The sequence below is a fragment of the Streptomyces sp. 6N223 genome, assembly GCF_052246635.1.
Lineage (GTDB): Bacteria > Actinomycetota > Actinomycetes > Streptomycetales > Streptomycetaceae > Streptomyces.
This window is the reverse complement of record NZ_JBQQCA010000007.1, coordinates 1-20375: the sequence shown is the minus strand read 5'-3', so window position 1 is coordinate 20375 and position 20375 is coordinate 1. Positions and strand designations below refer to the sequence as shown.

19 protein-coding genes are annotated in these 20375 nt (G+C 75.6%); 13 read left to right on the top strand and 6 right to left on the bottom strand.

Annotated elements, in window-relative coordinates; translation table 11 throughout:
- Positions 1–101 precede the first annotated feature (101 nt).
- The 8 genes from ACTWQH_RS07080 (at position 102) to ACTWQH_RS07045 (ending at position 8780) form a co-directional block, all read left to right on the top strand.
- On the top strand, positions 102–860 hold the full coding sequence (locus ACTWQH_RS07080; protein WP_443285493.1) for a PAS domain-containing protein: 759 nt from the start codon (positions 102–104) through the stop codon (positions 858–860).
- A 52-nt stretch (positions 861–912) separates the two neighbouring features.
- Complete coding sequence (locus tag ACTWQH_RS07075) at positions 913–1749, top strand: M55 family metallopeptidase (protein WP_443285492.1); 837 nt, start codon at positions 913–915, stop codon at positions 1747–1749.
- Positions 1742–3106, top strand: a complete 1365-nt coding sequence (locus tag ACTWQH_RS07070; RefSeq protein WP_443285491.1) for a M20/M25/M40 family metallo-hydrolase — start codon at positions 1742–1744, stop codon at positions 3104–3106. The genes ACTWQH_RS07075 and ACTWQH_RS07070 overlap by 8 nt, the downstream gene beginning before the upstream one ends.
- Before the next feature lie 11 nt (positions 3107–3117).
- Positions 3118–5160, top strand: coding sequence for a prolyl oligopeptidase family serine peptidase (locus ACTWQH_RS07065; protein WP_443285490.1), 2043 nt, complete (start codon positions 3118–3120; stop codon positions 5158–5160).
- Positions 5161–5377: 217 nt separating this feature from the next.
- The gene (locus ACTWQH_RS07060; protein WP_443285489.1) at positions 5378–5809 is read left to right on the top strand and encodes a CBS domain-containing protein; all 432 of its coding nucleotides are present in this window, start codon (positions 5378–5380) and stop codon (positions 5807–5809) included.
- Positions 5810–5854: 45 nt separating this feature from the next.
- Positions 5855–6082 (top strand): hypothetical protein, encoded by a 228-nt coding sequence (locus ACTWQH_RS07055; protein WP_443285488.1) that lies wholly within the window; start codon positions 5855–5857, stop codon positions 6080–6082.
- A 99-nt stretch (positions 6083–6181) separates the two neighbouring features.
- Positions 6182–8212, top strand: coding sequence for a DUF5107 domain-containing protein (locus ACTWQH_RS07050; protein WP_443285487.1), 2031 nt, complete (start codon positions 6182–6184; stop codon positions 8210–8212).
- A 67-nt stretch (positions 8213–8279) separates the two neighbouring features.
- Positions 8280–8780 (top strand): anthrone oxygenase family protein, encoded by a 501-nt coding sequence (locus tag ACTWQH_RS07045; protein ID WP_443285486.1) that lies wholly within the window; start codon positions 8280–8282, stop codon positions 8778–8780.
- A 36-nt stretch (positions 8781–8816) separates the two neighbouring features.
- Here the strand turns inward: ACTWQH_RS07045 and ACTWQH_RS07040 are convergent, their stop codons facing one another.
- The 3 genes from ACTWQH_RS07040 to ACTWQH_RS07030 all read right to left on the bottom strand — a co-directional run bounded on the left by ACTWQH_RS07040 (position 8817) and on the right by ACTWQH_RS07030 (position 11218).
- Positions 8817–9626 carry a class I SAM-dependent methyltransferase gene (locus ACTWQH_RS07040; RefSeq protein WP_443285485.1) on the bottom strand — a complete coding sequence of 270 codons (810 nt, stop codon included), beginning with the start codon at positions 9624–9626 and terminating at the stop codon, positions 8817–8819.
- A 120-nt stretch (positions 9627–9746) separates the two neighbouring features.
- Entirely contained in the window at positions 9747–10445 is a 699-nt protein-coding gene (locus tag ACTWQH_RS07035) for a DedA family protein (protein WP_443285484.1), read from the bottom strand.
- Positions 10442–11218 carry an MBL fold metallo-hydrolase gene (locus ACTWQH_RS07030; RefSeq protein ID WP_443285483.1) on the bottom strand — a complete coding sequence of 259 codons (777 nt, stop codon included), beginning with the start codon at positions 11216–11218 and terminating at the stop codon, positions 10442–10444. Before ACTWQH_RS07030 ends, ACTWQH_RS07035 begins: the two co-directional genes overlap by 4 nt.
- A 149-nt stretch (positions 11219–11367) precedes the next feature.
- On the opposite strand from ACTWQH_RS07030, the gene ACTWQH_RS07025 reads away from it, so the two are divergent.
- Together ACTWQH_RS07025 and ACTWQH_RS07020 are read left to right on the top strand one after the other, a co-directional pair.
- Positions 11368–13461 carry a phage holin family protein gene (locus ACTWQH_RS07025; RefSeq protein ID WP_443285596.1) on the top strand — a complete coding sequence of 698 codons (2094 nt, stop codon included), beginning with the start codon at positions 11368–11370 and terminating at the stop codon, positions 13459–13461.
- 76 nt (positions 13462–13537) lie between these two features.
- Entirely contained in the window at positions 13538–13843 is a 306-nt protein-coding gene (locus tag ACTWQH_RS07020; RefSeq protein ID WP_443285482.1) for a 4a-hydroxytetrahydrobiopterin dehydratase, read from the top strand.
- 91 nt (positions 13844–13934) lie between these two features.
- Here ACTWQH_RS07020 and ACTWQH_RS07015 read toward each other — a convergent pair whose 3' ends face one another.
- The 3 genes from ACTWQH_RS07015 to ACTWQH_RS07005 all read right to left on the bottom strand — a co-directional run bounded on the left by ACTWQH_RS07015 (position 13935) and on the right by ACTWQH_RS07005 (position 17250).
- Positions 13935–15518: a molybdopterin-dependent oxidoreductase gene (locus ACTWQH_RS07015; RefSeq protein ID WP_443285481.1), complete on the bottom strand. Its 1584-nt coding sequence runs from the start codon at positions 15516–15518 to the stop codon at positions 13935–13937.
- A gap of 91 nt (positions 15519–15609) precedes the next feature.
- Positions 15610–16290: a class I SAM-dependent methyltransferase gene (locus tag ACTWQH_RS07010; RefSeq protein WP_443285480.1), complete on the bottom strand. Its 681-nt coding sequence runs from the start codon at positions 16288–16290 to the stop codon at positions 15610–15612.
- A 117-nt stretch (positions 16291–16407) separates the two neighbouring features.
- On the bottom strand, positions 16408–17250 hold the full coding sequence (locus ACTWQH_RS07005; protein ID WP_443285479.1) for an aldo/keto reductase: 843 nt from the start codon (positions 17248–17250) through the stop codon (positions 16408–16410).
- A gap of 200 nt (positions 17251–17450) precedes the next feature.
- Between ACTWQH_RS07005 and ACTWQH_RS07000 the strand changes: the two genes are divergently transcribed.
- The 3 genes from ACTWQH_RS07000 (at position 17451) to ACTWQH_RS06990 (ending at position 20263) form a co-directional block, all read left to right on the top strand.
- A complete protein-coding gene (locus ACTWQH_RS07000) occupies positions 17451–18500 on the top strand; it encodes a bile acid:sodium symporter family protein (RefSeq protein WP_443285478.1) in 1050 nt (349 codons plus the stop codon).
- 111 nt (positions 18501–18611) lie between these two features.
- Complete coding sequence (locus ACTWQH_RS06995; RefSeq protein ID WP_443285477.1) at positions 18612–19004, top strand: MerR family transcriptional regulator; 393 nt, start codon at positions 18612–18614, stop codon at positions 19002–19004.
- 125 nt (positions 19005–19129) lie between these two features.
- Entirely contained in the window at positions 19130–20263 is a 1134-nt protein-coding gene (locus ACTWQH_RS06990) for an NAD(P) transhydrogenase subunit alpha (RefSeq protein WP_443285476.1), read from the top strand.
- Positions 20264–20375: the final 112 nt, after the last annotated feature.

Here is a 20375-nt window from a genome sequence, read left to right as displayed (position 1 = left end):
CCGGCGCACGCACGCCCGCGCACGACCACTTTGGCCATTGCTTCTCCGTCCGGCGCCACCGGGGAGTAGCGTGGAAACGCTCCCCCCGGAAGGAAGGACAGATGGTGGCGCCTACGCCCGCACCGGGCCGGATCCCCCTCGCCGTGGCCATCGTGGACGGCGCGGGCGTGATCTCGCACTGGAACGCCGACGCCCACCGGCTCTTCGGCGTGCCGCCCGAGGACGCGAGGGGACGGTCGGCGTACGAGGTGCTGCCCGCCTCCAGCGTCGGAACCGCCGCCGTCGAGGTGCGGGTGGACATCACCATGGACAGCCTCGCCGACGCCGACGCGGCCGTGACCGCCGCGCTCGACGCCGCCGTGGCCCGCGCCGAGGAGCGCGCCCTCGACCGGGCGTTCGACGCCGTCGACGACGAGATCGCCCACCTCGACCCCGACCGCGGTGTGGAGATCCTCTTCGGCGCCGACGTCACCGACCTGACCGTCCCCAGCTCCGGGCGGTACTGGACGCAGGCGTGGGCGGCCGAGCCCGGCCCTCGCGACGTGCTGTGGTGGGTCTATCCGCTGCTCGGCCCCGGCGGTGCCCGCCTGCTGGCGATCGCCACGGACGGCGCCCGGATGGCCGCCCCCGGCGGCCCGGCCCACCAGGCGCAGAGCTTCGGCCCGACCTTCGCCCCGCACACGGCGTACGACCCGCCCCTCGACCGGCCCGAACCGCTCGCCGGGCGACTGCTCGCGATGCTGCCCGAGATGGGCGAGGCCGCGGGCGGGCGCGTCGCCGAGCAGGTGCTGGGCATGGGCTACCCGGCCCTGGACCTCGGCGGCGGGCGCATCGTGCCGCTCGCCCCGGGCGAGAGCTGACACACGCCGTCAACTGGCTGGCCCGCCGTGCCAGCCGGTAGCGTGACACGCCATGACGAAGATCTTGGTGTCCGCGGACATGGAGGGCGCCACGGGGGTCACCTGGCCGGCCGACTGCCTGCCCGGCACCCCCGAGTGGCAGCGCTGCCGCCCGATGTTCACCTCCGACGTGAACGCGGCCATCGCCGGGTTCTTCGACGGCGGCGCGGACGAGGTGCTCGTCAACGAGGCCCACATGACGATGCGCAACCTGCTGCTGGAGAAGCTCGACGAGCGCGCCACGATGCTGACGGGCCGCCACAAGGCCCTCAGCATGGTCGAGGGCGTGCAGCACGGCGACGTCGACGGCATCGCGTTCGTCGGCTACCACACCGGCGCCGGCGACGAGGGCGTGCTCGCCCACACCTACCTCGGCAACTCCATCACCGGCGTCTTCGTCGACGGCGTCCGCGCCAGCGAGGGCCTGCTGAACTCCCTGGTCGCCGCCGAGTACGGCACCCCGGTGGTGCTGGTCACCGGCGACGACCGCGCCTGTGCCGACGCCCAGGGCTACGCCCCCGACGCCCCCGCCGTCGCCGTGAAGGACTACGTCTCGCGCTACGCCGCCGTCTGCCGCCCGCCCGCCCGCACCGCCGCCGACATCCGCGCCGCCGCCGCCAAGGCCGTGGCGCTGGCCACCCGGCACGAGCCCGCCGAGCCCCGCGACCGCACCATCGAGGTCACCTTCGACGCCGAGCACCTGGCGGGCGCCGCCACCGTCGTCCCCGGCGTCGAGCAGACCGGGCCGCGCCGCGTCGCCTACGCCGCGCCCACCATGTACGAGGGCATCCGCTGCTTCAAGGCCGTCACCACCCTGGTCTCGGCCGCCGTGGAGGAATGGTATGGCTGAGCACGCCGACGCCCGTCCGGAGGGCATCGACGAGACGGCGCTGGCCGAGTCCGTGCGCTTCACCAGCGACCTCATCCGCGTCGACACCACCAACCGCGGCCACGGCGAGGGCCACGAGCGCCCGGCCGCCGAGTACGTCGCCGAACGCCTCACCGAGGCCGGCCTCGCCCCCGCCCTGCTGGAGAAGGCCCCCGGCCGCACCAACGTCGTCGCCCGCGTCGCCGGCACCGACCCCTCCGCCGGCGCCCTGCTGGTCCACGGCCACCTCGACGTCGTCCCCGCCGACGCCGCCGAGTGGCGCGTCCACCCCTTCTCCGGCGAGATCCGCGACGGCGTCGTCTGGGGCCGCGGCGCCATCGACATGAAGGACGCCGACGCCATGGTGCTGGCAGTCGTCCGCGCCTGGTCCCGCGCGGGCGTCAGGCCCCGCCGAGACATCGTGCTCGCCTTCACCGCCGACGAGGAGGACAGCGCCGAGTTCGGCGCCGAGTTCCTCGCCGCCCAGCACCCGGAGCTCTTCGACGGCTGCACCGAGGCCATCGGCGAGTCCGGCGGCTTCACCTTCCACCCCGGCGACGGCAGGCGCCTGTACCCGGTGGCGGCGGGGGAGCGCGGCACCGCCTGGCTGCGCCTCACCGCGCGCGGCCGCGCCGGCCACGGCTCCCGCATCAACCCCGACAACGCCGTCACCCGCCTGGCCGCCGCCGTCACCCGCATCGGCGAGCACGCCTGGCCGGTGCGGCTCACTCCCACCGTGCGCGCCGCCCTCGACTCACTCGCCGCCCTCTACGGCCTGGACGCCGCCGGCCTCGACGAGCAGGACCCCGAACGCCTCGCCCGCGCCGTCGACGGGCTGCTCGAACGCCTCGGCCGGGCCGGCGCGTTCGTCGCCCCCACCGTCCGCAACAGCGCCAACCCCACCATGCTGGAGGCCGGGTACAAGGTGAACGTCATCCCCGGCCAGGCCACCGCGTCCGTCGACGGCCGCGTCGTGCCCGGCGGCGAGGAGGAGTTCGCCGGCACCCTCGACCGCCTCACCGGCCCCGGCGTGGACTGGGAGTTCAGCCACCGCCAGATCCCGCTCACCGCGCCCGTGGACGCCCCCGCCTTCGCCGCGCTCCGCGAGGCGCTGCTGCACTTCGATCCCGAGGCCCACGTCGTGCCGTACTGCATGTCGGGCGGCACCGACGCCAAGCAGTTCTCCCGCCTCGGCCTGGCCTGCTACGGCTTCACGCCGCTGAAGCTGCCCGCGGACTTCGACTACCAGGCCATGTTCCACGGCGTCGACGAGCGCGTCACGGTCGAGGCCCTGCACTTCGGCACCCGCGTCCTCTCCCGCGCCCTGCTGGCCCTGTGACGGGAACGCCCATGCCCCGCGCCACCGCCCCGTACGGCACCTGGCCCTCGCCCATCGACGCCGCGCTGGTCGCCGCCACCGACGGCGCCCCCGAGTACCTCGGCGCGGTCGGCGACGAGCTGTGGTGGACCGCGCCCCGCCCCGGGGAGGGCGGCCGCCGCGCCCTGCTGCGGCTGCGGCCCGGCGAGCCCGGGCCCGCCACCGTGCTGCCCCCGCCGTGGAACGTCCGCAGCCGCGTCATCGAGTACGGCGGCCGGCCCTGGGCGGGCGTGCCGCGTGACGAGGGCGGGCCTCTCGTCGTCTTCAGCCACTTCGGCGACCAGCGCCTGTACGCCGTCGAGCCCGACGCCCCGGGCGGGCGCGCGGAGCCGCGCCCGCTCACCCCGGTCTCGGGCGTCGGCGGCGGCCTGCGCTGGTGCGACCCCCGGCCCCACCCGGAGCTCGGCGAGGTGTGGGGCGTGATGGAGGACTTCACCGGCCCCGCCCCCACCGACGTGCGGCGGCTGCCCGTGGCCGTGCCGCTGGACGGCTCGGCCGCCGAGGACCGCGCCGCCCTGCGCGAACTCGACGGCGACCGGCACCGCTTCGTCACCACGCCCCGGCTCTCCCCGGACGGCCGCCGCGCCGTGTGGCTGGCCTGGGATCACCCCCGCATGCCGTGGGACGGCACCGAGCTGAAGATCGCCGACGCCGCCCCCGACGGCGTCCTCACCGGCGTGCGCACCCTCGCCGGCGGCGCGGACGAGGCCGTCGCCCAGGCCGAGTGGGCGCCCGACGGCACCCTGCTGGCTGTCACCGACCGCACCGGCTGGTGGAACCTCCACACCCTCGACCCCGCCACCGGCCGGGCCACCGCCCTGTGCCCGCGGGAGGAGGAGTTCGCCGACGCGCTGTGGCACATCGGGTACCGCTGGTTCGCCCCGCTGGCCGACGGGACCATCGCCGTCCTCCACGGCCGGGGCGCGCTGCGGCTCGGCATCCTCGACCCCGCCACCGGCGAGCTGGCCGACGCCCCCGGGCCGTGGACCGAGTGGTCCCCGGCGCTGGCCGTGCACGGCACTCGCGTCACCGGCATCGCCGCAGGCCCGGACCGCCTCCACGAGATCGTCCGGCTCGACGCCGCCACCGGCCACGCCCGCGTGGTCGCCGAGGCCCACCACGACGCGGTCGACCCGGCGTACTACCCGCTCCCCGAGCGCCGCACCGTCGCCGGCCCCGGCGGGCGCGAGATCCACGCCCAGCTCCACCCGCCCCGCCACCCGGAGGTTGCGGGGCCCGAGGGCGAGGCGCCGCCGTACGTCATCTGGGCCCACGGCGGCCCCACCTCGCGCGCCCCCCTCGTGCTCGACCTGGAGATCGCCTACTTCACCTCGCGGGGCATCGGCGTCGCCGAGGTCAACTACGGCGGCTCCACCGGCCACGGCCGCGCCTACCGCGACCGGCTGAGGCAGGCGTGGGGCGTCGTGGACGTGGAGGACTGCGCCGCCGTCGCCCGCGCCCTGGCCGCCGAGGGCCGCTGCGACCCGGCGCGGCTGGCCATCCGCGGCGGCAGCGCGGGCGGCTGGACGACGGCCGCCTCCCTCGTCTCCCCGGCCGCCGAGGGGCTCTACGCCTGCGGCACCATCAAGTACCCCGTCCTGGACCTGGCGGGCTGGACCGGCGACGAGACCCACGACTTCGAGTCCCGCTACGTGGAGTCCCTGATCGGCCCGCTCGCCGAGGTCCCCGAGCGCTACCGCGACCGCTCCCCGGTCCACCACGCCGACCGGCTCGCCGTCCCCTTCCTGCTGCTCCAGGGCCTGGACGACGCCGTCTGCCCGCCCGCCCAGGCCGAACGCCTCCTCGCCGCCGTCGCGGCCCGCGGCACCCCCGTGCCCCACGCCTACCTCGCCTTCCCCGGCGAGGGCCACGGCTTCCGCCGCGCCACCACCATCCGGCGCGCCCTGGAGGCCGAACTCGCCCTGTACGCCCACGCCTTCGGCTTCGAACGCCCCGACGTGCCGCGCCTGGAGCTGCGCGGCCAGTCCCTCGGCCCGGGGAGGGGCGAGGAGTAGGCCCGCCACGCCGGGCACCCGGACATCGCGCGCGTAACCGGTGAGTAGCGGCGCGTCGATCCGCCGGCGGGCGAATCCGGCGTGCGGGGGGTCCGGCGTGCGGTTCCGGCGCATAGATCGGCCGCGCCGGGTCACCCGGATGGCGCACAGCGGTCGCCCCGCGTGGGACGGCCGCCGAGCATGAGGAGCGAAACCGCCGGACACCAGGAGGCACACCATGACCACCGCCGCCGACATCATGAGCCCCGGCGCTCAGTGGATACCCGCCACCGAGACGCTCGACCGGGCCGCCCAGCTGATGCGCGAGCTCAACGTGGGCGCGCTGCCCGTCAGCGACGTGAACGACCCGAACCAGAAGATGTGCGGCATCCTCACCGACCGCGACATCGTGGTGGGCTGCGTCGCCGCCGGGCACGACCCGTCCCGCGTCACCGCCGGCGACCTGTGCGAGGGCACCCCGCGCTGGACGAGCACCGATGCCAGCGTCGAGGAGGTGCTGCAGGAGATGGAGAGCCACCGCATCCGCCGCCTGCCGGTCGTCGACGCGAACAAGCGGCTGGTCGGCATGATCAGCGAGGCCGACCTGGCGCGGAACCTCTCCGAGCACCAGATCGCGGAGTTCGCCAACGCGGTGTACTCCTCCCCCTGACCGCGTCGCGGTGTGGACGAGCGGCAGGTGGCCCATGCTGGATTCATGACATCACGGACAAAAAGCGCGAAAGCCACCACGGAGTTCTTCACCCCAGGGCGCATCGCCCTCCTCGTGGTCGCCGCCCTGACGCTCATCTTCATCTTCGAGAACACCAGGAAGACCGAGATCCGGCTGCTGATTCCCGAGGTCACCATGCCCCTGTGGCTGGCCCTCTTCGGTCCAGCGGCCATCGGCTTCCTCTGCGGCTTCTACTTGAGGCGCCGCCGCTAGCCCTCTGCCACGGGGCGGGCGGCGGCGTCCCCGTTCGGCTCCGTTCGGCCCCGTTCGGCGTCTGTCCGGCCCCGGCCGCCGACGTGTTTCATGGCACCGATGACACCGAAGCCACGGCCCACCACGCCTACCGTCCGGCGCGCCACGCTCACCCTGCCCGTGGCGCCCCTCGGCCCCGAGAACCCCCTGCCCGCGCTGGGCTCGCCGCCCGAGGTCCACGACCCCGACGCCCTGGACCCGGCACAGCGCGCCGGACTGCCGCCCGACATGGCCGCGCAGCTCGGCTACGCCCCGCTCACCTCGGTCCTGCCCACGCCCGTCCTCGACGGCTACGGCCGCGACCGCGCCGCCACCGCGCTGCCCGCGCTCGTCATCGAGAACGACCGGCTGCGCGCCACCGTGCTGCCCGGCTACGGCGGCCGCGTCCACTCCCTCCACCACAAGCCCACCGGCCGCGAGCTGCTCTACGCCAACCCCGTCCTCCAGCCCGCCTGCTTCGCGCTCAACGGCGCCTGGTTCTCCGGCGGCATCGAGTGGAACATCGGCGCGACCGGCCACACCACCCTCTCCTGCGCCCCCGTCCACGCCGCCGCCCTCCCCGCCCCCGACGGCCGCGGCCGGATGCTGCGCCTGTGGGAGTGGGAGCGGCTGCGCGACACTCCCTTCCAGGTCGACCTGTGGCTGCCGGAGGGCTCCGACTTCCTCTACGCCGCCGTCCGCGTCCGCAACCCGCACGGCCACACCGTCCCGGTCTACTGGTGGTCCAACACGGCCGTCCCCGAGCGCCCCGCCACCCGGGTGCTGGCGCCCGCCGAGACCGCCTGGCTCTTCGGCTACGAACGCCGCCTGCGCCGCGTCCCCGTCCCGCACTGGGACGGCGCCGACCGCAGCTACCCGCTGCACAGCCGCTACCCCGCCGACTTCTTCTACGAGGTGCCGGACGGCGCGCGCCCCTGGATCGCCGCCGTCGAGGCCGACGGCACCGGCCTCGTCCAGACCTCCACCGTCTCGCCTCCCCCAGGCCCTTGGGGGCCTGGGAGGTGCCCCCATCGCGGCCGCAAGCTCTTCGTCTGGGGCTCGGGCCCCGGCGGGCGGCGCTGGCAGCGCTGGCTCACCCAGCCCGGCACCGGTGGCTACGCCGAGATCCAGGCGGGCCTGGCCCGCACCCAGCTGGAGCACGTGCCGCTCGCGCCCGGCGCCGAGCTGCACTGGCTGGAGGCGTACGGCCCGCTCGCCGCCGACCCGGCCGCCGCGCACGCCGGGGACTGGGCGGCGGCCCGCGAGCACGTGGCGGCGCGGCTCGAGGCGGCGCTGCCGCACGCCGAGGTCGAGGCCGCCCACGCCGCCTGGCTGCCCCACGCCGACCGCGACCCGGACGAGCCGCTGCACGCCGGCAGCGGCTGGGGCGCCCTGGAGGTCGCGCGCGGCGGCCACGACCTCCCCGGCACCCCCTTCGACCCGGCGACGCTGGGCCCGGCGCAGCGCCCGTGGCGGTCGTTGCTCACCACCGGCCGGCTGCCGCAGGCGCCGCTCGAGGCCCAGCCCGGCGTACCGCCCGGCCCCAGCCTGGTCTCGCCCGCCTGGCGCGAACGCCTCGAGCGAGCCCCCGGCGGGCCGCTGACCGACTACCACCTGGGCGTGGCCCGCTGGCATGCGGGCGACCGCGCCGGGGCGCGCGGCAGCTGGGAGCGTTCGCTGGCCGCCGTCCGCAGCCCGTGGCCGCTGCGCTGCCTGGCGCTGGCCGACGCCGCCGAGGGCCATCCGGGGCGGGCGGCCGGCCGGGCGCTGGCCGCCGCCGAGCTGGCGCTCGACCTGGGAGCCGGGCCCGCCGCGCTCGCCGCCCTGGCACGCGAGGCGGTCCCCGCGCTGCTGGCGTCCGGCCGCGCCGACGACGCGCTCGGCGTATGGGAGCGGCTGCCCGCCGAGGTCCGCGCCACCGGCCGGTTCCGGCTGCTGCACGCCGGGATCCTGATCGCCCGGGGCGAGAAGGCGGCGGCGCGTGCGGTCTTCGACGAGGGCTTCGAGGTCGCGGACCTGCGCGAGGGCGACGAGATCATCGGCGACACCTGGGCCGCGCTGACCGACGAGCCGCTGCCGGAGCAGTACGACTTCCGGATGCGGCCCCCGTAGACGACGGCGTATGCCGTTGAGCCGCCGTCTCATGGCCGCGGGTGGCGGGCGCGGCTGTACTTGAGCCATGACGAACGCATCAGCCCTCTCGGCGACCCTGACGCTGGTCGCGGCCGGCGCGGTGACCGGCCTGTTCTTCGCCTTCTCGGTGGCGGTGATGCCCGGCCTCGACGCCATCGACCCCGAACGCGCGGTCGCGGCTATGCAGAGCATCAACGAAAAGATCGTCAACCCCGTCTTCCTCGCCGCCTTCCTCGGCACGCCGCTCGCGGCGGCCGTCACCGGCGGCCTGCTCCTGGCGACGGGCCACCGCGCGGCGGGCGCGGCGTTCCTGGCCGCCGCCGGCGTCTACCTGCTGGGCGCGCTCATGCCGACGTTCATCGTCAACGTGCCGATGAACGACACCCTCGCCGCGGCAGGCACCCCCGACGACGCGGCCCACGCCGCCCGCCTGTGGGCCGACTACTCGCCCCGCTGGACCGCCTGGAACACGGCGCGCGGCGCCTTCAGCGCGCTGAGCCTGCTGCTGGCCGCCCTCGGCGCGTACCTGTGGGGCCGCAACGGCTAGTGCCGCGTTCACCCACGGTTCGCCAGGCTCACGCGGCTAGGGCCGGCACCGCACCTCCCCGTGCAGCACGCTGAACCAGGCGTCCGGGTGCGATCCCCAGGCGCGCCACGCCTTCGCGATGCGGTGCAGTTCGTCTGTCGTGGCGTGCCCGCCGTCCACCGCGGTGCGAGCGTAGGAAGAGGCCACCGTGCGCTCCGCCCACAGCCCGCTCCACCACTCACGCTCCCCCGGCGTGGCGAAGCACCACACCGAGGCCGAGGCGGTGACCCCGGCGAACCCGGCCTGCCGGGCCCAGGCGTGCAGTCGCCGCCCGGCCGTCGGCTCGCCGCCGTTGGCCCGGGCCACCCGCAGGTAGAGCGCGAGCCACTCGTCCATCCCGGGCACCTCGGGGAACCAGGTCATCGCCGACATGTCGGCGTCCCGCGCCGCCACCACCCCGCCCGGGCGGCACACCCGCCGCGTCTCGCGCAACGCCCCCACCGGGTCGCCCAGATGCTGCAGCACCTGGTGGGCGTGGACGACGTCGAAGGAGTCGTCGTCGAACTCCAGCGCGTGCACGTCCGCCCGTGCGAAGCGCACCCCCGTCACGCCGCGCTCCTCGGCCACGGCGCGGGCCTCGGACAGGATGTCCTCGGCGTGATCGACGGCCGTCACCGGCCCCGGCGCCACCCGCGCGGCCAGGTCCGCCGTCAGCGTCCCGGGCCCGCAGCCGACGTCGAGCAGCGCGAGCCCGGGCCGCAGCTCCGGCAGCAGATACGCCGCGGAGTTCTCCGCGGTGCGCCAGCGATGAGAACGCAGCACCGAGTCGTGGTGCCCGTGGGTGTACACGGCTTCCTGTTCCGGCATGCCGCCACACTGCCCGGCGTCTCGTGATGCGAGCAATTGGATTCCGTCATACGGACGATCGCCGGAGACCGCAGCCCGGTGAGGGGCCGCGCTGACCGGGACGCGGAGTCCGCCGCCGCACTACCGCACCCCCGTGGGCGCGTGGGACGCCCCGCCGCGCGGCTCGCGCGCGCGGCGCGCGCGGCGGAGGCGACGGGCCCGGCGCCAGGCCGGCGGCGTGGCGGCGATCAGCAGCGTCACCGCGACCGCCGCCGCGACGCCCTGCCACGGGTGGGGGAAGAGCGCCCCGCCCAGCAGGCCGATCAGCTGGTAGGTCGCCGCCCACGCCACCGCCGCCGGCAGGTTGCCGCGCAGGTAGGCGCGCAGCGGCATCCGCGCCAGCAGGCAGGCCAGCATCACCGGGATCCGCCCGGCCGGCACCAGGCGCGAGACCAGCAGCACCACCGCGCTGCCGCCCCGCTCCAGCCGTGCGCTCGCCCGCTCCAGCGGCTCGGGCGCCACCTGGCCGCGCATCCACGCCAGCCAGCGTGAGCCGTTGCGCGAGCGCACGCCCCGCTGGCCGAGCCAGTACAGCAGCGCGTCCCCGGCGTACGCCGCCCCCGTCGCGACCGCGAACACCAGCAGCGAGGACAGCGGCGCGTTGCTGTGGTGGAACGCCACGGCCGCCGCCGAGCCGACGACCGCGCCCGTCGGGATCACCGGCACCAGCGCCCCGACCATCACCAGCAGGAAGAGCGAGGGGTAGCCGATCGCCTGCTGCGCCGACTCCTGGGACACCGCCCCCGCGGCCCCGGCCGCCTCCGCCGCGACCGCCCTCATCCGTCCACCCCCAGCCGCACGCTCTCGCCGTGCCCGAGCCGGTGCACCGTCACGCCCGGCGCCAGACGGGCCGCGTGCCGGACGAACTCGTGCCCGGGGGAGTGGAACTCGTGCGGCCGCACCGACCACAGCCCCAGCGGCCAGAACGTCCCGTAGTGCACCGGCACCGCGCCGAGCGGCCGCAGCCGCGCCAGCGCCTGCGCCGCGCGCTCGGCGTTCAGGTGCCCCTGGCCCAGCCGCGGCCCCCAGCCGCCGACCGGCAGCAGCGCCATGTCCACAGGGCCCGCCTCCCGCTCCATCGCGTCGAACAGATCGGTGTCGCCCGCGTAGTACGTCCTCGCCTCCCCCTCCACCACGTACCCCAGCGCCTCCACCCTGGGCCTCCCGAACGGCAGCCGCCGCCCGTCGTGCGCCGCCGGCACCGCCCGCACCGTCACGCCGCCGACGGGCACCTTCTCCCCCGCCGCCAGCTCGCACACCTCCATCCGCGCCGCGAGCCCCCGCACGCCGGGCACCGCGCGCAGGGTGCCACGCGGCACCACCAGCAGCGTGCCGCGCCCCAGCCGGGAGAGGGAGCGAAGGTGCAGATGGTCGGCGTGCAGATGCGAAACCAGCGCGGCGTCCGGCGCATGCGCGGAGACTGGCGGGACCGGGCCGCGCCGCCGCCACAGGTGGGCGCAGCGCCGGGTGAGCAGCGGGTCGGTCAGCACGCTCGTCCCGGAATCCCGTACGGTCGCGGTGGCATGACCCCACCAGGTGATCTCGACCGGCACCGGCGTTCCTCTCTGTCGCTGCCACTGCCACTGCCCCCGAAAGCCTACGCGGCCCCATCCGGGACGGATGTGGACAATTGGAGAGCCGACAAGAGCCGACACGGGCCATGGACAGTGATGGGGGAGGGAAAGGAGGGCGAGCGGTGCGGATGACGGCCTGGCACGGCGGCGGCGCGGCGCTGCTGCCGGCGTTGCTGCGGGCGCTGGTGAGCGTGCTGGCGGTGTGGGCGGCCAGCGCCCTCACCATGGTGCTGCTCGCGCTCGTGCTGCCCGACTTCCGCCTCCAGTCGCCCGACGGCGACAGCTTCACCCGCGTCGGCGTCACCGCCGCGCTCGGTGCCGCCGCTTTCGGCCTGCTGCACGCCCTCGTCTGGCCCTGGCTGGTGCGCGCCCTGCTGCTGGTGCCCGCCCTCGCCCTCGGCCTGCTGGTCTTCCTCCTCAACGGCTCCCTGCTGTGGCTCGCCCTGAGCGCCGTCCCCGACGGCCGGGGCGACGCCACCCCCGAGACCGCCGTCGTGGTCGCCGCCGCGATGTCGCTGTCCTCCTCCGCCACCAGCACCTTCCTCGCCGTCCGCGACCCGCGCGCCCAGGCCCGCAGGCTGCGGCGCATGGCGGGCTGGAGGCTGCCGCGGACCGCGCCCGTGACGCGCACCAGCCGACCCGGCACCGTCTTCCTCCAGCTCGACGGCATCGGCTGCGAGGTGCTGTGCGAGGCCATCTCCGGCGAGTGCCCCACCATGCCCACCCTCGCCGCCCTGTGCGGCGACACGCACCGCCTCACGCCCTGGCGCACCGACTGGTCCAGCCAGACAGGCGCCTCGCAGCTCGCCATCCTGCACGGCAGCAACGAGGACGTGCCGGCGTTCCGCTGGTACGAGAAGGAGACCGGCGAGGTCATCGTCAGCAACCGGCCCTCCGCCGCCGCCGAGCTTCAGCGGCGCGCCGCCGCCCGCGCCGGCGGCCCCGGCCTGCTGGCGTGCGACGGCGCCTCGCGCGGCAACCTGTTCACCGGCGGCGCCGGGCAGGCCGCGCTGGTGCTGTCCGTCGCCGCCCGCCGCGGCCGCGAACAGCGCTCGCGCGCGGGATACTTCGCGTACTTCTCCGACCCCGCCCACGCCGGGCGCACCGCCCTCGCCTTCGCCGCCGAGCTGGTCCGTGAGGTCGGCCAGTCGCTCCGCGCCCGGCTGCGCCGCGAGCGGCCCCGCGTCAGCCGGGGCGGGCTCTACCCCTTCATCCGCGCCTTCGCGACCGTCGTCCAGCGCGACGTGGTCACCGCCGCCGTCGTCGGCGACGTGCTGACCGGCCGCACCGTCGTCTACGCCGACCTGGTGGCGTACGACGAGGTGGCCCACCACTCCGGCCCGCGCGGCCGCGACACCCGCCAGGTGCTGTCCCGGCTCGACCGCTGCGTGGAGGTGATCCTCCAGGCCATCGCGTACGCCCCCCGCCCCTACCACCTGGTGCTGCTCTCCGACCACGGCCAGAGCCACGGCGAGACCTTCCGCGCCGCCTACGGCCAGTCCCTCCAGGAGCTGGTACGCCTCGGCTGCGGGCGGCCCGTGGCCGGGCAGCCCGGGCCCGAGAGCGGCGCCGAGGCGCGCGGCGCCGCCCGCGCCGCGCTGCACCGCCCCGAGGAGCCGCCGCTGCCGCCGCCCCCGGCGGGCGACGGGCCCGCCGCGCCCGTGGTGCTCGCCTCCGGCAACCTGGGCCTGATCTCCTTCCCCGACCTGCCGGGCCGCGCCAGCCGGGAGACCATCGAACGCCGCTACCCGGGGCTGCTGCGCCGCCTCGCCGAGCACCCCGGCATCGGCTTCCTGCTGGTGCGCGGCGAACGCCACGGCCCGATCGTGCTCGGCGCGGGCGGCGCCGAACACCGCCTGGGCACCGGGGAGGTCGTCGGCGCCGACCCGCTGGCACCCTTCGGCCCGGGCGCGGCGGCGGCCGTCGCCCGCGTCGCGGGATTTCCGCACGCCGCCGACATCATGGTCAACTCCTCGGTGGATCCCGCGACGGGCGCGGTGCACGCGTTCGAGGACCAGATCGGCTCCCACGGCGGCCTCGGCGGCGAGCAGACCCGCGCCTTCCTGATGTCGCCGGTCACGCTCTCCGCGCCGACCCCTGACGGCAGCGAGCTCGCCGGCGCGGAGGCCGTCCACGGCGTGCTGCGCCGCTGGCTCGGCGAGGCCGCCCCGCAGCCCGGCCCGGTGCGGCCCACGGACGCCCCCGCCCCGGCCACCCCCTAGCGCCGCGCGAGCGGCGGGGCGCGGCCGGGTCTCCTACAGTGGCACGTGCTGACACCCCGTGAGAGGAGCCGCAGGCATGGCACCGCAGCCGTTGTCCGAGGTGGAGATCGCCGAGGCCCTGAGCGGCCTGCCCGGCTGGACGCTGGAGGGGGACCGGCTGGTGCGCAACTACGTGCTGGGCGGGCACCTTCCGGCGGTCGCGATGCTCGTGCACATCGCCACGGTGCAGGAGGAGATGAACCACCACGCCGACCTGACGCTGACGTACAACCGGCTGGGCGTCTCGGTCAACACGCACAGCGTCGGCGGCAAGGTCACCGAGCTGGACGCCCAGCTCGCCGGCCGCATCGAGGAGCTGTCCCTGGCCCACGGCGCGAGCTGACGCGCTCAGCGCCGGGTGGGGTGCCGGGGCGTGGGAGGCGAACCCCGGCCACGACGGCGGGTCTCGCGCGGGGCGGGTGGGCGGGGGAACCTCACTTCACCTCCACCCGCACCTGGTGGTAGCCCGTGGCGCCGTCGGGCAGCACGTCCACCCGTTCCGCCGTCTGCGGCGTGCCCGTCCGGTCCGTGGCCCTGACCTGAAGCAGGTGCGAGCCGGGGGCGGCATCCCACTCCCACACCCACTGCCGCCAGGTGTCGACCGTGTCCTCCTCGGCCAGCCGCGCGGCGCGCCACGGGCCCTCGTCGACGCGCACCTCGACGCGCTCGATGCCGGTGTGCTGCGCCCAGGCGACGCCCGCGACCGGCACGGTGCCCCGCCGCAGCGTGTCCGAGCCGTCCGGGGTGTCGATGCGCGACTGTGTCTTGACCGGCGCGCGGCGCGCCCAGCCCCGCTCGATCCAGTAGGCGTCGTAGTCGTCGAAGCGCGTCAGCTCCAGCTCCGACAGCCACTTGCACGCCGAGACGTAGCCGTACAGCCCCGGGACGGCCATGCGGACGGGGAAGCCGTGCTCGAACGGCAGCGGCTCGCCGTTCATGCCGACCGCGAGCAGCGCGTCCCGGCCGTCCATCACCACCTCCACCGGGCTGCCGAGCGTCATGCCGTCGACCGAGCGGGCCACGAGCTGGTCGGCCGGGCCGCCCTCGGACGGCGGCCGCACGCCCGCCTCGCGCAGCAGCTCGTCCAGGCGTACGCCGATCCACCGGGCGTTGCCGACGAGGTCGCCGCCGACCGGGTTGGAGACGCAGGCCAGGGTGATGTCGCGTTCGACGAGCTCGCGGCGCAGCAGCTCGCGGAAGCTCACCGTCATCGGGCGCGGCACGCCCCGGCCGTGGATCGTCAGCCGCCACCGGGTGGCGTCCACGTAGGGCACCGACAGCGCGGTGTCGATGCGGTAGAAGTCGGCGTTCGGCGTCAGGTGTGGGCCGAGTCCCGCCACGTCGAGCTCCGCCCCGGGCGGCACCGGCGCGGCGGGGGAGTCGGCGGCGGGCAGCGTCAGGGCGTCGCGCGAGGCCTCCGCGGCGACGGTGCTGGGCGAGCGCAGGGCCCGGCCCAGCAGCCCGGCCCCGGCGGAGGCCGCCGCGGCCGACGCCGCCGCGACGAGGAACGCCCGCCGGTCGAACGCCGTGGGCGGGCCGTCCGGATCCCTCGGGTGGAGCCTGCGGCCGAGGAACGCCAGCACCGCGGCGGCGGTCAGCGCGCCCAGCAGTGAGGGCACGGCGTCGCTGCCGCGCGCGTCGGGACGGCTCCACGCCGCCGCCGCGCCGACCAGGCCGAACAGCAGCGCCCCGCCCGAGCCCGCGGCCACCCCCGCCGTCCGGTGAACCAGCGTCAGCAGGCCGAGCCCGGCGGCGTACAGGGCGAGCAGGACGACGATGCCCACCTGGAGGGCGAGCTTGTCGTTGGTGCCGAAGGTGTCGATCGCCCAGTCCTTCACGGCGGCGGGCGTGCGGTCGATGACGGCCTCGCCCACGGCGGTGACCGGGCCGGCCTCGGGCCGCAGCGCGGTCGAGACGAACTCGGCGGCGGCCAGCCCCGCCCCGGCGGCGAGCAGCCCGGCGAGGGCGCTCAGCGCTCTGCGCGCGCCTTTCGTACTCACCCTGCCATTCGACGCCATGGCGGCGGGCGGCGGTAGCGCGAGAAACGAACGGATCGGTGACGGATCGCGCGGCCGCGCCCCCCGGGAAGGCGGTCCGGGGACAGATCAGCTAGCGCGAGGGCTTCCTGGCCCGCAGGGCCAGGACCATCGGCGAGGGGCCGCCGCCCTCCGCGAAGCGGTCCAGGACCAGGCCGGCGTCCAGCACGGCGTTCAGCAGCGCGGGCAGCGGAAAGTGCACCGCCCCCACCTTGTCCCGGATGCCCTGGTCGGTCCAGGACTCCTTCGTCCAGTGGCCGTGGAGGTAACCGGGGCGTATCACCACCGCCTCGGGGTCGGACCGGTCCGCGAACCCGCCGCAGAAGCACGGGTGGACGCCGACGTGCACGAACACCCCGCCCGGCCGCAGCACGCGCGCCGCCTCGCGCAGCACCGCCGGGTAGCCGGGCATGTCGGTGTGGACCATCGCCGCGACGACGGCCGGCACGGCCGCGTCCCGCACCGGCAGCGCCTCGGCGTTCGCGCGCGCCACCGGCAGGCGCCCGCGCGCCCGCGCGTGCCGCAGCATCCCGGCCGACAGGTCGACGCCGAGCGGCCGCCACCCCAGCTCCCGCACGGTCGCGGCGTGTACGCCCGTGCCGCAGCCGATCTCCAGGCAGGGGCGGCCCTCGCCCGCGCCGAGCAGCCCGCGCAGCGCGCGGTCGACGCCGATCGGATCCCCGCCGGCGGTCCGGGCGAGGAACTCCCCCTCGTACCAGTCCGCGATCTCGTCGTACGCCGCCGTCGGCGCCATGGCCCCGCCTCCCTTTCGTCGTCACGGGCATTCACCCGCACGCGGGGCCGGCGGGGCCAGGCGTTTCGCCAGCGGCGTGTCCGCCCCGGGCGAAACGCCGGCGCCCGGCCGGGCCGGTCAGCCCCAGTCGAACGTGTCGGGAACCGGGCCGAAGCGGGTGCCGTCCTCCAGGGCGGCGAAGGCGGCCACGTCCTCCGCGTCCAGCTCGAAGCCGAAGACGTCGATGTTCTCCTTGATCCGGGAGGGTGTCACGGACTTGGGGATGACGACGTTGCCGATCTGCAGGTGCCAGCGCAGCACCACCTGAGCCGGGCTCCTGCCGTGCTTCTCGGCGATCTTCGCCAGCCGGGCGTCGTCCAGCAGGCCCTTGCCCTGGCCGAGGGGGGACCACGCCTCGGTGGCGATCTCGTGCTCGGCGTGGAAGGACCGCACGTCGCCCTGCGGCAGGTAGGGGTGGAGCTCGATCTGGTTGACGGCCGGGATCACGCCGGTCTCCTCGATGACCCGGCGCAGGTGGTCGGGCTGGAAGTTCGACACGCCCACCGCCCTGGCGCGGCCGCTCGCCTTGAGCTCGCCGAACGCCCGCAGCACCGTCAGGTAGTCCTCGCGCATCGGCCGGGGCCAGTGGATGAGGTAGAGGTCGAGGTGGTCCAGGCCCAGGCGGGCGAGGGAGGCGTCGAACTCGCGCAGCACGGCGTCGCGCGTCCACGTCTCCTTGGCGCTGTTCCACAGCTTGGTGGTGATGAACAACTCCTCGCGGGGGATGCCGGATTCGGCCACCGCCTGGCCGACGCCCTCCTCATTGCCGTAGATCGTCGCCGTGTCGATGCTGCGGTATCCGGCCGCCAGGGCGTGGCCGACCGCGTCGGCCGCCTGGTCGGCGGGCACCTGCCAGACGCCGAAGCCGAGTTGCGGCATCGGCACGCCGTTGTTGAGGGTCACATTCGGGACGCTGCTCACGAGGGGTCGGTCCTTTTCTGCTGGTTCGTTGTGCTGTGCTTCTGTTCGCTTGCGGTCGGTCGCGGTGTCGGTCGGCGGTGTCGGTCGCGGTCGGTCGCTGTCGTCGTGTGTCGCGTTGGCCGGATCCTTGCGCCGCGCACCATCGTCCATGATCCGGGCTCACGGCGCATGCGTGGAGGCCGGGGAGGACAATGTTGGCTGTGCGAAAACTGGCCGGGCTCATCGACCCCTACATCGTGCTGCTGCTCGCCACGGTGGGCCTGGCGGCGTTGCTTCCCGCCGGCGGTTCCGCCGCCGCGGGCGTGGACGGCGCGGCCACCGGCGTCATCGGCCTGCTCTTCTTCCTCTACGGTGCCCGGCTCTCCACCCGGGAGGCGATCGAGGGGCTGAGCCACTGGCGGCTGCACCTGACCATCCTCGCCGCGACGTTCGTCGTCTTCCCGCTGCTGGGCCTGGCCGCCCGGGGACTGGTGCCCTGGCTGGTCGCCGACAAGCTGTACGACGGGCTGCTCTTCCTCTGCCTGGTGCCCTCCACCGTGCAGGCCTCGATCGCCTTCACCTCCATCGCCCGCGGCAACGTGGCCGCCGCCATCGCCGCCGGGTCGTTCTCCAGCCTGCTCGGCGCGCTGCTGACGCCGCTGCTGGCGGCGGCGTTCATCGGCTCCAGCGGCGGCTTCTCCGCCGGTACGCTCATCGCGATCGCCCTGCAGCTCCTGGCCCCCTTCCTCCTGGGCCAGCTGCTGCGCCGCTGGATCGGCGGCTTCGTGCGGCGCCACCGCGCCGTGCTGTCGCTGGTGGACCGGGGCTCCATCCTGGTCGTCGTCTACGCCGCCTTCAGCGAGGGCATGAACCAGCACATCTGGAGCGAGGTGAGCTGGCGCCGGCTGGTGGCGCTGGCCGGGGTGCTGGCGGCGCTGCTCGCCACGATGCTCCTGCTGACCGGCCGGGGTTCGCGCACGCTCCGCTTCCCGCGCGGGGACCGGATCGCCATCACCTTCGCCGGGTCGAAGAAGTCCCTGGCCACCGGGCTGCCCATGGCCAGCGTCATCTTCGGCGACGACGCGGCGCTCGCCGTGCTGCCGCTGATGATGTACCACCAGCTCCAGCTCATCGTCTGCGCCTACCTGGCCCGCCGCTGGGGCCGCCACGCACCGCCCGAGCCCGAGCCCGGACCAGAGCCGGAGGCCGGATCCGAGCCGGAGGCCAGTCGCCAGGCGCGGGCGAGGGCCGGGTCCGGGCCGGAGAAGTAGTACGGGCAGCCACCGGCAGGGGACGGCGCGGAGCGCGGTCGAGGTCCTGCCCGGCTCCGGTCCCGCCCGGAGCTTGACCTGGAGCCCGCTCCAGGTGCAACTCTTGCGGGCATGCGCGTGTACTCCCCGAGCCAGGCCGCCGCGGAGTCCGGCTTCAGCCTGGACACCCTCCGCTACTACGAGCGGATCGGCCTGCTGCACTCCATCGACCGGACCCCCGGCGGCCGCCGCCAGTACTCCGAGACCGACCTGCACTGGCTGCACCTCCTGCGCTGCCTGCGCGAGACCGGCATGCCGATCGCCGAGATGGTCCGCTTCGCCCGGCTGACCCGCGACGGCGGGGAGACGGTGCCGCAACGGCTGGACCTGCTGGAGGCGCACGACCGGCGCATCGAGGAGCGCATCACGCGGCTGCGCGACCAGCAGACCCAGATCCGCAGGAAGATCGGCATCTACCGTTCCCACAGCCAGCAGCCGTCTCCCGTCCCGGCCGCCGCCGACTAGCCCCGCCCTCCACGGCCGGCTCCCTCCCGGTTCCCGCTCGGTTCGGGTTCGAGCCTTGAGCAAATGTGACATGGAACATACATAGGGACTGAGCCACACATCGGAGAGTGGAGGAGGGCACGCCCATGGCTGACACGATCGCCGGCGTCGTCCGGGAGCGAGACCCGGGCGAACGCCGAGTGGCCCTGGTTCCCGACGCCGTGCCACGGCTGCGCGCGGCGGGGGCCGAGGTGCTCGTCGAGTCCGGAGCGGGCCAGGCGGCCTGGTTCCCCGACGACGCCTATACGGAGGCCGGGGCGGCCGTCGTGCCCCGCGACGAGCTCTACCGGCGTTCCGGCGTGGTGCTGTGCGTCAACGCCCCCGGGCCGGAGTCCCTGGCGTTCCTGCGCGGGGGGCAGACCCTCCTCGGGCTGCTGGACCCGCGCGGCAACGCCGCCCTGGCCTCCGGCTGGTCCGAGCGCGGCGTCACCGCCGTCAGCCTGGACCTGCTGCCGCGCACCCTCAGCCGCGCCCAGTCCATGGACGCGCTCACCTCGCAGGCGAACATCGCCGGCTACCGGTCCGTGCTGCTGGCCGCCTCCGCCTACCCGCGATACTTCCCGATGCTGACCACCGCGGCCGGCACCGCCCCGCCCGCCCAGGTGTTCGTGCTCGGCACCGGCGTCGCCGGGCTGCAGGCCATCGCCACTGCCCGCCGCCTCGGCGCCGTGGTGACCGCCTACGACATCCGCCCCGAGGCGCGGGCCGAGGTCGGCTCGCTCGGCGCCCGCTTCCTCGACGTGCCCGGCGTCTCCGCGGGCTCCGGCCAGGGCGGCTACGCCCGCGCGCTGCGCTCCGAGGAGGAGAACGTCCAGCAGAAGACGCTGGCCGAGCACATCGCCCGCTCCGACATCGTCATCACCACCGCCAAGGTGCCCGGACGCCGCCCGCCCCTGCTGGTCACCCGGGCCGCGCTGGAGGGCATGCGGCCCGGCTCGGTCGTCGTCGACGCGGCCGCCGGGCCGCTCGGCGGCAACGTGGAGGACTCCCTGCCCGACCACACCGAGGTGACGGACGGCGGCGTCACCGTGATCGGCGCCGGCAACCTGCCCTCCGCCATGGCCACGGCCGCCTCCACCGCGTACGCGCGCAACGTCACCGCCGCGCTCACGCACCTGCTGCGCGAGGGAGCGCTCCACATCGACCTCGACGACGAGATCCAGGCAGCCATCGTCGTCACCCACGCCGGCAGCGTCCGCACCCAGGGAGGAGAGGTCTAGTGGCTGATTCTTGCCTACTGCTGCCCAGAGTTATCTACGGTGATCAGCATGTACCGGATCGGCGAGTTCGCAGAACGAATCGGCCGTTCCCCTTCCACCGTGCGGCGGTGGG